General features: G+C 46.3%; 9 protein-coding genes and 1 pseudogene. 3 read left to right on the top strand and 7 right to left on the bottom strand.

Annotated elements, in window-relative coordinates; translation table 11 throughout:
• Nucleotides 1–204: 204 nt before the first annotated feature.
• Both DS739_RS07845 and DS739_RS07850 read left to right on the top strand, forming a co-directional pair.
• Nucleotides 205–477 (top strand): annotated as a pseudogene (locus DS739_RS07845) (purine nucleoside permease); the annotation flags it as partial.
• Between the two features lie 30 nt (nt 478–507).
• Complete coding sequence (locus DS739_RS07850) at nt 508–2997, top strand: phosphocholine-specific phospholipase C (protein WP_006117226.1); 2490 nt, start codon at nt 508–510, stop codon at nt 2995–2997.
• Nucleotides 2998–3564: 567 nt separating this feature from the next.
• On the opposite strand, the gene DS739_RS07860 is transcribed toward DS739_RS07850, so the two are convergent.
• The 3 genes from DS739_RS07860 to DS739_RS07870 are packed head-to-tail and all read right to left on the bottom strand — an operon-like array spanning nt 3565 to nt 5611.
• Nucleotides 3565–4344, bottom strand: coding sequence for a siderophore-interacting protein (locus DS739_RS07860; RefSeq protein ID WP_006117228.1), 780 nt, complete (start codon nt 4342–4344; stop codon nt 3565–3567).
• Nucleotides 4345–4372: 28 nt separating this feature from the next.
• A complete protein-coding gene (locus tag DS739_RS07865) occupies nt 4373–4996 on the bottom strand; it encodes an O-methyltransferase (protein WP_081461465.1) in 624 nt (207 codons plus the stop codon).
• Nucleotides 4997–5020: 24 nt separating this feature from the next.
• On the bottom strand, nt 5021–5611 hold the full coding sequence (locus tag DS739_RS07870; RefSeq protein WP_006117230.1) for a PadR family transcriptional regulator: 591 nt from the start codon (nt 5609–5611) through the stop codon (nt 5021–5023).
• 301 nt (nt 5612–5912) lie between these two features.
• On the opposite strand from DS739_RS07870, the gene DS739_RS07875 reads away from it, so the two are divergent.
• Nucleotides 5913–8273 carry a TonB-dependent receptor gene (locus tag DS739_RS07875; RefSeq protein WP_006117231.1) on the top strand — a complete coding sequence of 787 codons (2361 nt, stop codon included), beginning with the start codon at nt 5913–5915 and terminating at the stop codon, nt 8271–8273.
• 173 nt (nt 8274–8446) lie between these two features.
• Here the strand turns inward: DS739_RS07875 and DS739_RS07880 are convergent, their stop codons facing one another.
• From DS739_RS07880 to DS739_RS07895, 4 genes are all read right to left on the bottom strand, one after another.
• Nucleotides 8447–10054, bottom strand: a complete 1608-nt coding sequence (locus DS739_RS07880; protein WP_006117232.1) for a B12-binding domain-containing radical SAM protein — start codon at nt 10052–10054, stop codon at nt 8447–8449.
• A gap of 344 nt (nt 10055–10398) precedes the next feature.
• Nucleotides 10399–10920, bottom strand: a complete 522-nt coding sequence (locus tag DS739_RS07885) for a DUF4142 domain-containing protein (RefSeq protein WP_006117233.1) — start codon at nt 10918–10920, stop codon at nt 10399–10401.
• A gap of 292 nt (nt 10921–11212) precedes the next feature.
• The gene (locus DS739_RS07890; protein ID WP_035350979.1) at nt 11213–13489 is read right to left on the bottom strand and encodes a TonB-dependent siderophore receptor; all 2277 of its coding nucleotides are present in this window, start codon (nt 13487–13489) and stop codon (nt 11213–11215) included.
• A gap of 200 nt (nt 13490–13689) precedes the next feature.
• A complete protein-coding gene (locus tag DS739_RS07895) occupies nt 13690–14508 on the bottom strand; it encodes a mechanosensitive ion channel family protein (RefSeq protein ID WP_081461466.1) in 819 nt (272 codons plus the stop codon).
• Between the last annotated feature and the right edge of the window lie 82 nt (nt 14509–14590).

The raw sequence follows: 14590 nt of genomic DNA on the forward strand, positions 1-14590 counted from the left end.
TTGGATATTCATGAGTTGCCGGTTATCTGCGTTGCCTGTCCTGCGGCTGTTTACGCTGGCAGGTTACGCACAACAGGCCTTGCCAACGGCTTTTAAAGCACCGGCACCGCTTATCGGCTTGCATGGCTTGTGGGGTTCTCGCCTATCCGATCTGGTAGCATATGAATGCACCAAACTTGCAAACTGCTTTGGCATGAACCCAGAGAAGAAGAAATTGGCATACTTCAGGCTCTTTCCCTGCAAGCACGCGCTGGCCGCGTTGATATGAACTGTATTCTTGTTTTACGCGCTGGCAGCAATTTCGACATGCCTCCATCCGGACAGACGGCTGCAAACCTACTTAAGGCCGAAACTGAAGAATCTGGTTTTTCTGGTTTTCTACCTGCTCTGGATGCTGCGTATCAGGCAGGAAGTGTGGTTGTAAAAGAAATTGCAACATACTGGGCCCATTACGAAAACACCATTCCCTCTCATTAGACGTTTTTACGTATCTGACAGGATCGAAACATGACGACACGCCGTAATTTTCTGAAATATGCGTTCCTTTCCGGGGCGGCGGGTTCTGCTGGCATGTTGCCTTCTGCCATTAGCCGCGCATTTGCTATTTCCCCCGATCCAGGAACGACATATCAGGATGCAGAACATATTGTTATCTTGATGCAGGAAAACCGTTCGTTCGATCATTTATATGGTACATTACAAGGTGTACGTGGGTTTAACGACCCTCGCGCCATACGCCAGCCCAACGGTAACCCGGTATTTGTGCAATCCAGCACAGAAGGGCAAACCTACGTGCCTTGGCGCCTGAATATTCATGACACACGCATTACATGGATGGGCTCTATTCCTCATTCACGAGAAAGCCAGGTTGATGCGTGGAACAACGGGCATCATGATCGGTGGGTAGACGTCAAAAAGTCACATTACAAGAAATACGAACACTACCCCATGACTATGGGATATTATACACGAGAAGACCTCCCGTTTTATTATGCATTGGCAGATGCTTTTACTGTTTGTGACCAAAATTACTGCGGTGTGATGACAAGCACTTGCCCGAACCGTTTGGTGTTCTGGACAGGTACTGTGCGTAATAAACAAAGCACTGACTCCACAGTTTATATGCGCAACCCAGAAATTCTTAAATCTGGCCTAACATGGACAACCTTTCCTGAAAGATTGGAACAGATTGGCATTTCATGGAAAGTATATCAAAATGAAACCGATCAGGTTGGCGGTCTGGATGAAAAAGAACGCGCATGGCTTTCTAACTTTGCACTTAATATTTTAGAATGCTTTGAAAATTATAATACATCTGCAAACCCCAGATTTCATGAATGGGTAGATGAGCGTATAAAAGCCTGCTCCAAACATATTGAAAAACTTCAGGCCGAAGAAAGGCTTGTTTCAGAAAAACATCAGGAACAGTTAGCTGAAGCCAATGCCTTGCTGGCTGTTCTAAAATGCCGCCGCGATACTGCTACAAAAACAGTAGAACAGCTTACTTCGGCAGAACGTAGCTTGTTTGAACGCGCTTTTGTAACCAACAAAGCAGACAAAAATTACCGGACACTTGAAACACTCACTTTTTCAGATGGCTCCACTACACGCCATATGGATGCTCCCAAGGGAGATGTCCTGTATCAATTCCGCAAGGATGCACAGAACGGCAAACTCCCCACTGTTTCATGGTTAGCTGCACCGGAACATTTTTCTGATCACCCAGCCTCACCTTGGTATGGTGCATGGTTTGTATCAGAAGTTATGGATATTCTTACCGAAAATCCGGAAATCTGGAAAAAAACCATTTTCATCATGACTTACGATGAAAATGATGGCTACTTTGACCATTGCTGCTCCTTCACGGCACCAGACCCTAAACGCCCGGAAACAGGCAAATCCTCCGCCAGCATAGGGCCTGATGGTCTAGAATATACTTACGCCAAAGATGAAGAAATTATGGGCGTGCCTCCTGCATTAGCACGTAGTGGCCCAATTGGTCTGGGCTTTCGGGTTCCCATGATTGTTGCATCTCCGTGGAGCCGTGGAGGCTGGGTGAATTCTCAGCTGTTCGAGCATAGCTCTACACTTCAGTTTCTTGAAAAGTTTATTGAAGGTAAGTTTGGTAAAAAGGTTACCGAAACCAATATTTCTCCATGGCGCCGTGCCATTAGTGGGGATTTAACATCATGCTTCCGCCCTTATGATGGCACGGTTCCACAACTTCCATTTATTGAAAGAGATAAACATCTAGAAATTATCGAAGATGCACGCTACCGGCCTATGCCCAGTGGATTTAAATCTCTCGAAGAAGCAGACATTACGCTGCTGAAAAACGATCCCCTCCAACTACAGCGCTATGTAAAACAGGAACCAGGCACACGGCCAGCCTGCGCCCTACCCTATGAACTGTACTGTGATGGCGGCCTAAGCGCAGATGGACAAACCATATCCCTGCATCTGCAAGCAGGTACAAAGGTACACAAGCACCTTTCATCTGGTGCCCCTTTTAATGTGTACACCCACAACATGCGGCAAGAAAGCGGTATGCGATCCAGCACCTATGCTGTAGCTGCTGGAGATAACATAACGGTAAATATTGATAGCCGTTTATCTGAAAGCAATCTTTACGATGTATCTGTTCACGCACCCAATGGCTTCTACCGCAAATTTACTGGGCGCAAGCATGGCATAAAACTTTTAGCTGAATGTAAATATATGCCTTCGAGCAAGGAAAGCATGCTTCTTTGCCTAAAAAACATGGGACATGATACATTGGAAATCCACTGCAATAGACTAGGGCACGCAGCTTTACATGTCCTGCACATTCCTGCCCAAGGCAATGTCAGGCAGGTTATACCTCTTGCTCAATCCAACATGTGGTATAATTTAACACTGACAGCACCCAAAGAACCTGAATTTTCTTATGTTTTTGCAGGCCATCTCGACAATGGGAACCATAGCATTACGGACCCAGAAATGGGCCTCATAAAATAAATACAGGTTATTATTCTATACAGGATAAAACACTGGGTGTTTACATGCTGATTTATGTAAACACCCAGCATATTAAAAATAAAATAATGTATTTTATTTTATAAACTTTTGAATTCTTATAAATTTCTCTAACCATAAATATAGAATTTCTCATTCACGCAATTTACTGATCAACAGTGAAATACAGATCATAAACAGCCTGATTGAATGAGCGTTTTTGGCTTTTGTATATGAACAGATGAATCATGATGCAAGAATGGCCCGCGCCCTAAGGTGCAAACGTATCGTGCCATTTCCTGTCCGCAATTCTAAAGCGCTAGGAAACACATAGTTCTTCAGTTTGAGCTGTTCCTGAGCAGAGAGGCTGCCATCTCCACCAGCATAAGCAAGAAGGCTATTTTTGGTCTCACTGTCCAGCAACCGTGACCTCTGAATACCAAGCCACCAAGGTCGCTGACAATGGTAAGCAGAGCCGTTGAAACAATACTCTGATCAAGCATGCAGCCATTGTGCGGCTGGTAACATAATGCAGTAGCAATACTACTGCATTATGTCTTGGTCTCTTTATTATGCACTCACATCCTTAACAGATGCATCTGCCTGCCCTTGCACCCAATAACCAGATGCCTTGATCCATTGTGTGGCAATACCGCGTTTTTCAAGAAAATATTGGCGCACTGTTTTTGCAACACGGGCTTCTGCCCCAATCCAAATAAATGTGTGTTCTGAAATATCCATGCCGGATAGAGCAGACACAATACCTTGTGCATCATCAGCTTTATCCAAAGGACGATGAACCCAATGCGCTATATGCTGTGCAGATGTTTCGAATATCTGCTCGTCTTCTTGCCCTGGCACAGCAACGATTGTTGTCACATGGCTTTGAGCGGGAAGCTCCTCCACCCTACGGCCAATGGCTGGCAAGGCTGTCTCATCCCCAATCAGTAACCAATGCGCGATATTGCCAGAAATAATCTGAGATCCTTTTGGGCCGCCAATATCTAGATGATCACCAACCTTTGCAGCCCGTGCCCATGCGGCAGCAGGTCCACCTTCGTGATTCACAAAATCCAGCACCAGCGTACCTGCTGCTGGATTATATTTGCGCGGAGTGTAATCCCGACGGACTGGCGCACCATCCAAACCAGGAATGAATATTTTGATATGATCATCCGGAGAGGAACTTACAAAACCCGCTAGATCCGAACCTGCAAGACTTATCCTTATCATATGCGGTGTTAACCGCTCCACCTTTACAACTTCTAAAGAACGGCGATGCAATTCATGCCGCACACGATGGATTTCTGGCACATCGCAAGCACCAGAAACAACATTCTGGGTTGTCATTTATTTATCCTATTGCTTACTCGAAGTTTTATTTTGTTTCTAAACGGTTCACTTCTATGCCCGTCCCGACAGGTAGCAAAACGCTGGAAATACCGGGCAATACGCGTATGGCCTGCCCATAGCGTTTTACATCTTCTGTACCGGGCCGGATCATATTATCAGCCACAATAATTGCACCGGGGTTAAGGCGTGGGTAAAACGCCTTTAAGCAAGGCACATAAAGATCTTTCCAAAGATCAACAAAAACAAAATCTACTTTTTCATCCATCTCATCAATCATCTGCACGGCATCACCTACGCGAAAGTCTATCCAATTCGCCAAGCCTGCTTGCTGTGCCATTTTCTGAGCATAAGCAGATTTATAATCATGCAGTTCCATTGTAATCAGCTTACCGTCAGCAACGCGGGCAGCTTCGGCAAGCCAGATGCCAGAATATCCGAAGGATGTGCCGAGCTCCAGAATAGTTGGATTTTTCAGGCTCTTGGCTAAAATATTCAACAGTTGCCCTGTTTCTGGCCCGATGGAACGCATGCGCTGGTCATGCCCCCCATCACGACCGCCAGGCGCTTCAATACGCGGCTGGCGACGTTCTTGCTGTATACGTTCATGATAGAGGTTGAGAACTGTCTGAATTTTATCATCCATGATTATCTTCCCTCTTATTGTCTTACAGATTTAAACTTGCCCAACACCACGTGCAGCTTCATCTAAAAGTGCTGCAATTTTTTCTTCTGCCGCTGGGTCAAGCCCACCGTTACGCAACCGAAGACGCAACGCAATTTTCAGGTTTTCCATGGCGCGCATTATAGGCATGGGAATATTCTTACGCCCACCTCTTCCTTCGGGTTCCGCTGCCGCTGCACGAGAAAGGATTTCTTCCAACCCGGCCTGGTTGGCAGACAAAAACGCCTCACCCTCTGGTGTTATCTGGTAGTTTTTACGGCTTTCACCTTCAGATGGGCGAATATATCCTGCTTCTTCCAACCAAGTGAGTGTTGGATAAATAACACCGGGGCTTGGGGTATAACTTCCCCCAAATTTTTCTTCGATATCCTTGATAAGTTCATAACCATAAGTTGGTTTTTCCGAAATTAACTTAAGAACCAGCAAACGGATTTCGCCATAATCAAAAAGCCTGCTGCGGCCACCCCGTCGGCCTCCACCCCGACCATGTTGATGGCGATGCTTCCCTCCAGAACCTGCTGTTCCTTCAGGGGAGAAAACCGGGCGGTTACGACCGCCTGCGTGTTTGTTTCTGTGTTTCATAATTCCGATATATGTTCCGATATATCGTATGTCAAGATATATCTAGATATATTTCTTAGTCGATCTGTTTTGCTCCCTACCCTCTTCACACAAGCAACAGGCACACGTGCGCAGGCATACAAATGCGGCAAAACACAAGCAGTCGATATTTTACCATATATGTAGAATCCCCGTTTTTCGCACAATGCGTGAATGTTTTATGAATACTCTATTTAATATAAATGAATTTTTTAAATATCTCTCAAAAACCCACAAAAAGTCAGATAGGTTGCGGCGCCTTATGGGAAAATGAGACACCGCAATGAAAAAGTTCCTGATCCTGAGCACAGTTTGTATATTTGCTCAAAACACCACAACCATAGCCAAAGCGAGCAGCTACCCGGATAAACACAAAAACCACGCTCCCCTTGCTGCAAAAAAAACGGCTAAATTGCCGAAACCCAAGGATGAGAACGTCGACGTCGTCTCGCGCAAAACAGCAGGCGGCGGAATGATGGTGAAACACACATCTGCCAAAACGATAAGCTCACTTTCCCATAGCTATATCGAGATGCAGTCTCCCACTTCCACAATCGAATCACTGATCCAAACAGTGCCTGGCGTGGTTTCTGCCAGTGAAGGGCCTCTTACAACCTCCTTTTCCACCATTCATATTCGCGGGATGGCGCAAGCAGAAATTGGTGTCACGCTTGAAGGCATGCCAGCAGCCAACCCCTTTACATACAGTACCTATACCCCTTCTCTCGTTGATAGTGAGAATATGGGCCAAGTGAATGTGATGCAGGGCTCGGTGGATATTAATTCCCCCACCTACAACGCAACGGGGGCTGAGGTTTCTGCAACATTACGCCACCCGATGGACCACCAAAATGTGCATGTTGCGGCCTCTGGCGGCTCCTACGGCACGAACAAAGACTTTATCCGCTACGATAGCGGAGAAATCGGACACTCCGGCGTGCGGGGCTTTGTTTCTGGTTCCTATGCCCGCAGTGATATGTGGCGTGGTGCTGGTGACATTCGCAAGTGGCACGTAGATGCAGCACTTACAAAAAGCTGGGCTCCCGGTAGCCATTCAGAAGCTATTTTTGGTTTTACAGATGCCGCACAAGGTGAATGGCTTTATCCATCCTTGGCGAATTGGAAAACCTACGGAACCAAATATGGCCTGAACAACCAGTATTATAATGGTGATACACACTACGTTGGGCTGAACGGCAAAAATACTGGGGCTATTTACGGTACATTAAAAAATCATTTCAGCTTTGGGCATGGGTTAAGCTTAGACGCACAAGCCTATTCTGTTGAATTTCATGGACCTTATTATTACGGCGAAACCGTGCCTGTCTCCAATGGTTATGCTGGCGCGGAAAAATACGCACATCTTGACGATTATAAAAACCTACCTGGATATGACCCATCAGTTAGCAAATTAACGTCTGTTGAAGTTTCAGATTGGTATACAATTTCTTCCGGTTTAACCCTTACCGGACATTGGAAGCATAAATTCAATACACTTAACTTTACCTATTGGTATTCTTACGCTCAGGAAGCCGCCACCCAGAAGTTTTATCCTGTAAATGGCAATGGGCATTGGAACTCTAATGGTGCCCCCCTTACAGCTAACGGCGGACTGCTTATTAACCAAGATAATGAAAACGCCTTACAGCAGTTGAATAGCTTTGCTGTGGACGATAAAATGTCGTTCCTGCATGACCGCCTGACTATTGATGGTGGTATTAGAATGGTAATGGCAAACCGCCAATACACTCAGGATCTGCCGGGCGTAACGGCAAGCAAATCCATTAAAAATGTGTTTGTTCCCTCCCCTCAGGTGCTTATCAATTACCGCTTCAATCCCAACCATCAGATCTATGTTAACGGCACAACTGGTTACCACCTTCCTGCAGGGTTAAGTTCACAGCTTGCATCCTACAGCTATAACACTGGCAAGGCGACATCGCTCCCGATGTCCGATTACAAGCCAGAATATATGATTACAGAAGAAATAGGGTATCGCTATAGTGGCCTCTTTATGGCTAACCTTGCAGGCTTTCATTATAACGTAACGAACCATCAGGTTTCGGCCATAAGCTATCAACCGGGATCAACATCAACAATTTCACAGTTAATCAACGCCGGTGGTCTGGAAGCCTACGGTATTCAGGCAGAACTTGCCACGCGCCCCTGGCACAATGTAAGCGCTTACGCATCTGGCCAGTATATGCACACTAAAAATGGAAACAATATTGCTTATGCAGGAGATTATCTTGCAACCAAAGGCAAGCAAGAAGTCGGTGCTCCACAATTTTCTGGTTCTCTGGGCCTGACCTATAATGATGGCAAATGGTTTGGCAACTTTACGCTGCAATATACTGGTGCTCAATACGCCACACTCATGAATGATCAGAGTATTCCCGGTTACGTTACGGCCAACCTTGGCTTTGGCAGGCGCTTGCCGCAAATTGGCCACGTCTCTCCTAAAATCAAGCTGAACCTCGTTAACCTTGGGGACAACCATTATCTGTCTTCAATGTATGGCTATACAACAAACGCCAAAACACAGCATGGTGTGCTTACGGGCAAAAGCCTTTCTGGCTCACAGCCTACTTACGTTATTGGTTCCCCATTTGTGGTAACTGCCACCCTTTCTGCTGATTTTTAATTTTGCACATTATCAGGATATTAAGTCGTTCTGTGTTCTGCTTCTTAAAAGCAGTGCACAGAACCACTATAGAACACCCAATAGTTTGATACCGCAGAACACACAGCGTAATGCTCCAAAAAGCACATCCACAGTGCACCTAACCACAAGCCTTATGAGAAGACCCTTTTAGGTTATGCAGGCAAAAGTGCTGCCGCAGCCGTTGGCGAAACCTGCACTGGTGGAGCATGCCAGCGCCCTTCGTCTACATTCTGAATTTCCCTATCAATCTCACGCACCACCTGCCGTGAAAATGGGCCGAGATGTAAATAAAGTGCACTCGTCATAACCACATAAGGTATTGCCTTTGGGTTATGCAGGCCACAATCAATCATCATACGCCAGAATTGTTTGGCTGTTCCTGGGCCAGCACGGTGAATACGGAAAAGCAAACGTGCAAAACTGCGCAAATCACCCCGTATCATTTTATGGGCGCGCTCACGCTTGAGCATCCGGCCCATCCGTCGAACACGCCCAAAATATGCAACTGGATTGTAAATTTCTGCCAGAACGGTTCTGTAATCATTCAATACATCGCGGCGCGGGCGGTTTGTTTCAAAATTCAGCCCCGCTGTGCACTGATCTCCAGATTGCGTCTGCTCGCCCCCAGAAAACAAGCGCCCCTCGGCTAGCAGGCGGCGCGTAAGCTGTGTTGTTGGCAGGGCATAAAGTAACCCAACCATGCAAACCGGAATGGAAGTATCTTCAATACATTCTACCATCCCTGCTGCAACACTGCTTTTTTCGCTATCAAAGCCAACAATAAAGCCAGCGTTTACAAAAATACCAGCCTCATGAATTTTGGTAATACTTTCTTGCAAGCTGCGCCGAGTATTCTGTTTTTTCTGCGTCATCACCAGCGTATCTGTATCCGGGCTTTCAATCCCGATGAATACAGCAAAGAAATTTGTTTCTGCCAGACTGCGCAGCAAATCCGTATCATCTGCAAGGTTGATAGATGCTTCGGTTGAAAACTCAAATGGAAATTTCTTTTTATTCTGCCAGAGTTTCAAATCCGGCAAGAACTTCTTAAGCGCTTTTTTGTTACCAATCAGATTATCATCAACAAAATCCACATGCCCCCGATAACCAAGAGCATACAATGCATCCAGCTCTGCAATAACCTGGGCGTTTGTTTTGGTTCGCGGTACACGGCCATAAAGCTCAATAATATCGCAGAACTCGCAGCTAAACGGACATCCACGTGAAAACTGAATACCTACATGCAAATACTGATCCAGCTTTAACAGATCAAAACGCGGCAAAGGGCTTTTTGTAACGTCCGTTTTCCCCATCGGGGCCTTAAAGACGCCCTGCGTGTCCCCCTTTCGCCAAGCTGTTATGAAATCAATCATGATTTCTTCAGCTTCACCCAGCACCTGAAAATTTGCCGCGCTATACAAATCTGGGCTGGATGTCACATCCGGCCCACCAACCACCACTGGCTTATTGCTAGTGCGACACATTTCTATAATGCGCAGGGCGTCATTTCTTTGGGGAAGCATTCCGCCGGTCATCACCATATCGGCCCAAGCGAAATCCTCATCTGTCAGAAGCTCGGTGTTCCGGTTCACCAATTTAACCTCCCAGTGTTTGGGAAGCAACGCTGCAACCGTAATCAAACCAAGCGGAGCCGCCGGATAGCGCGCCCCAGCCAGATCACAGGCCTCTTTGTAATTCCAGAACGAACTGGCATTAAAAAGTGGAAAGATCATCAAGACCTTGCAGCTATCGGTCGTCACGGAGATATCCTTTGATTGAACAGCTGATCACAATCAAAGCGGACGATATCTCGCTCTCTTCGACGGCGCGCAGCCCCCTGCAGGGCTTGGTTTCCTATGGAGGGTGAATGCTCTGGACACCTTCCATATGGGCGTCGTATCTGAGAGCTGGGGGTAGCAAGAGCCAGCAAAAGGTCATTTCATGACCTTTCATCTGAGTGAATTCTGCTTATACGCTCAAGAACGCATGTATTGCAAATCAATCACTATCCTAGAAGAAAAAGACATACCAAGATGCTTATCACCTCGGTATGAAATTTCCAGCCAGAACGCTGGCACTCTACAACTCACATAAAAATACAAATTTACTGAGGCAAGTTCTTTGCCAGTCTCAGATGCTCTTCAAGCGTTGGCACAGTGCTTGCGGCCCACTTTTTCAAGGCAGGATTATCCCCATTTTTTGCATAACGCTGGAAAAGTGAGAGAGCATTTTCATGCGTCGTTATCTGATCTTGCCTATACTGCCGCACAAAGCTTTCATCATGCAGGCCGTGGAGCGTATCAAGCTTTTTTTGGCTTGATTCATCAACGTCAACCGGAAGCATATTGTTTATGTTGTTATCACTTACAATCTGCTTCAGTTCTGCTGATGTCTTATGATGATCTTCTATCATTTTAGATGCAAAATCTTTAAGAGAAGGTTCTGAAAGTGCCTGTTGGCTGGATTGAATCTCGAAAAGATCGCTCCATACAGCACCTTGAATAAAATCATCCGTTTTAGGGGCTATACCCATTGCAGAATTTATGCCGGTTCGTTCTGGTAAAGATTCTGCAAATGCTGGCGTCGCAACACACAAAGCCGCAACAAGAAAGTACGTCTTTTTCATGAGTATTGTCCTTTTGAAAGCGGTAATTTCTTGAAAAAAGATACATCCGCAAAGTACGCACTATGTTGAACGGCGCCCTTTACTAAAGGTTTCACGCAATCAAAGAACAATTCTGCTATTGAATAATTTTTATTTACAAAAAACTTTTAAAAATTCTGGAACTCCCTTTATTAGAAAAAATTTATGGCCTATACAGTAATAAATCGCATTTACCCATAAATAAAGCCGGATGCTGCACTGTCTATTGAGCAACATCCGGCAAAAAATGGTATTATTTTCTCATCTACCGTTATCAGAGATCAGCACTTACAGAAAACTTAAATGTTTGCGGATCCCCCATAACCAGATCGCTCTGATAAACAGAAGCCCAATACCGTTGGTTTCCAACGTTATCGACTTCAAACCGTGCCGTAAGGGGCTTGTTATGAACCAAAAAGGTATAACGTGCCCCCAGATCAAACCGAGACCATGCAGGCAGGTGGGCTGAATTGACGTTATTGAACTGCTGCTTGCCAGTACTAACAACACGGCCAACAAGCGTTAGCCCTTTTACGAAGGGCACATCATATTCCAGATTTCCGTTAATTGTATAGTTTGGAACACCAATAACGGTCTTGCCATTATATTCACCTCCGGCTGTATGCACCTGTTTGGCATCAATCAGCGTAAGGCCTCCGTTAAACCGCAACCCACGCAGGATTTCTCCATTAAATGTCAGTTCCATACCCCGGTTTCTCTGCTTGCCGCTTTGGGTATAGATAGATTCACCCGTATCTCCGTAAGGTTCTGTCATACCATACGGCATGGATGTCTGGAAAAATGCGACACCGGCAGAAAAACGCCCCACGTCGTACTTGGCACCAACCTCGTACTGCGTGCTCTGATACGGCGCAAAGGTTTGCCCTGCATTTACATAGGTAGAACCAACAGTGGTGCCAGCAGAAAGCCCCTGAATACGGTTGAAATACAACGCAACATTCTTAACCGGGTGCACTACAAGGCCGATAACAGGCGAAAAAGCTGAAGCATTATAATGCGAAAGCAGACTTCCGCTCCCGTAATTATAGGAATCTGATAGGATATCCTGATACCGGAAGCCACCTGTCAACGCGATACGGTCATGCCAGAATGTCATCGTATCAGACAAAAACAAGCTATAGAGTTTGTTCCATGAAACGCGCCCTGGGTTGCGCAAATTGCCTCCGGCAAACGTCTCATTGGGCGTAAACTGAGTTGGGTGATAAATATTCCCGGACTCCCCTACCAGACTCATAGCATAAGCTGCGTCTGATTCTTCCCAGATTGCAGAACCACCCGCATTGATTTCATGCTTGATAAAGCCTGTATTTACATGGGCACGCACCCCAGCCTGCGTTGCCTCGTTCATAACATTATAAGCATCCGCCATAGCCCCCACAGAGCCATCCCCTGTACGAGAATTGCTTAGTGTGGTTGTGGCGTAATTACCCATTTCGTTTCCACTTTGGGCACCAAACTTTGCGTAGGTGGTAATATGCTCGCCAAAGTCATGTTCAATATTCAGCGTGCCAAACAGATAGGAGAGATCTGTGTAAGCCCAGCGCTGCCCCCAGTTTTTGGAGGGAGAGGTAGCCTTTGGTGTAGGCATATCTGTTGCAAGGCTGGAAACAATAATAGCGCTACGCCCCCCAAAAACCTGCTGTTTCTGGTAGTTCATATTCATATTGATGCGCGTATCATCATTATGCCAATCAAAGGAACCGCCAAGGGCAATGTCATCATGCCGTTCTCCTTTGATAGGTGTTTCACCATCCATGCCAGCGGCATTGAAGCGGAAACCATAGGCGCGATCTTTACCAAACCGACGGCTTAAATCAAAAGCGCCACCGCCCTGCCCGCTACTTGTATAATCACCTGTAACGCGGGTGATATCAGTAGATGCCGCACGTTTGGGAATAAGATTTACATTCCCGCCAATGGCAGAACCGCCCGGCGCCGCACCATTCAAAAACGCACTGGCGCCATTAAGAACCTGCACTGAATCATAGAGCTGAGGAGAAACAAGTTGGCGCGGTGTAACGCCATACAAGCCATCAATCGCAATATCATCGCCATACAGGGTAAAACCACGTATCTGGAAAAGCTGGGCGTAATTACCATACCCCATAGTTGTGCGAACGGTTGGATCATTCAGCAAAACATCACCAAGCGTTTGAGACTGCTGGTTCAAGATAAGGCTGGAATTATAGCTTCGTATATTAAACGGAACATCTAAGCCCTTTTTATGGCCTAAAACCCCCAGATCTCCTCCATTCGTCACATACATACGGTTGCTGCGCGATGCTTTAACAACCAGATCTTCCTGCTTGGCTGCAACCGTATCTGTTGTTTGCTTATTTTGCCCCTGTATCGTTTTTTTTGTCTGGCCTGCACTTGGCTGTTTTGTATCCGAAAGAGGTGCATGTACTGGCTTATGTGACGGCTTGATATCTTCTGCCTGCACATAACCAGGAAAAAAAACGCCTTCTGCAATGCCTGCAAGCAAGCTGGAAACACAAAGCGTATTCAAACAAAACACACGAAAACTCATGGCAAGGCTCACTGCATAGGAATATGCCTGCGCCTTATCTAGCAACTAAGAATAAATTGCAAGTACGTAATCCCATGAGTTTCCGCTGAATCCTCCGCAAGACACGCAACACCCCATAGAATCAGAAAGGGGTAGGACAATGCCTACCCCTTCGCCTAAGCAGATGGCTCTTATTAAGCTCCTAACAAGAATACCCTGAATTACGCGGCAGCTCGTGCAGTTACCCCCAAGCGGTAACCTTCCCGCTGAAGCACCTTGATTGAATCCTCGGAATATTTTGCCACGAGAGAGGAAACATCACCCGGAGCACACCAGAACCCCAGAGTAACCTGAATATTTGCAGGCTTGGGCAAAAAGGAAACCGAAGCTGCCGGGTCTTTCAGAACCTGCGGATCCTGCTCTGTCAGCCCCAGCAATAGTGTCCGCGCTTTATCGAGATCATCATTATAATCAATCAGCAAACTGACCGAGCCCAGAAGCCGATCTGATTCCGAGCTGTTAATAACAATGTTGTTTGAAAGGGTTCCATTAGGAACGTAAATAATCTCGTGGTTTGCATCCAGCAGCACAGTGCGGAACATTTCGATTGATGTCACTGTGCCCGAGCTACCACCCGCAGTAATGGAATCCCCTACCTTGAAAGGACGGAAAAGCAGAATCAAAACACCGCCGGCAAAGTTCGCAAGACTGCCTTGCAATGCCATACCAACAGCCAAGCCCGCTGCACCCAACACCGCAACAAACGACGTTGTAGCAATGCCAACCATAGAAGCTACGCTGATGAGCAAAAGAGCTTTTAGGAACAGGCCAACAACACTTAGCAAAAAACCACGCAATGTTGGTTCTATATGGCTGGCCGTCATCATCCGGCCCATTGCCCGCGTTACAGCGTTAACAACTTTCCAGCCCACAAAAAGAACGATCAATGCCAGAACAAACTGGCTTGCATACCCTAACAATACAGGCAACAGCCCGCTTAATTGCGACCAAATTGAATGAACCTGATTTTCCATAATCATCCCTAAATCATATTTCGCGTGCGCCACACGACAGCATGCAACGCCCGCACCTTCCTGACATGGTAAGATATCTCACTGCTAT

Source organism: Acetobacter sp. JWB, from assembly GCF_003323795.1.
Lineage (GTDB): Bacteria > Pseudomonadota > Alphaproteobacteria > Acetobacterales > Acetobacteraceae > Acetobacter > Acetobacter oryzifermentans.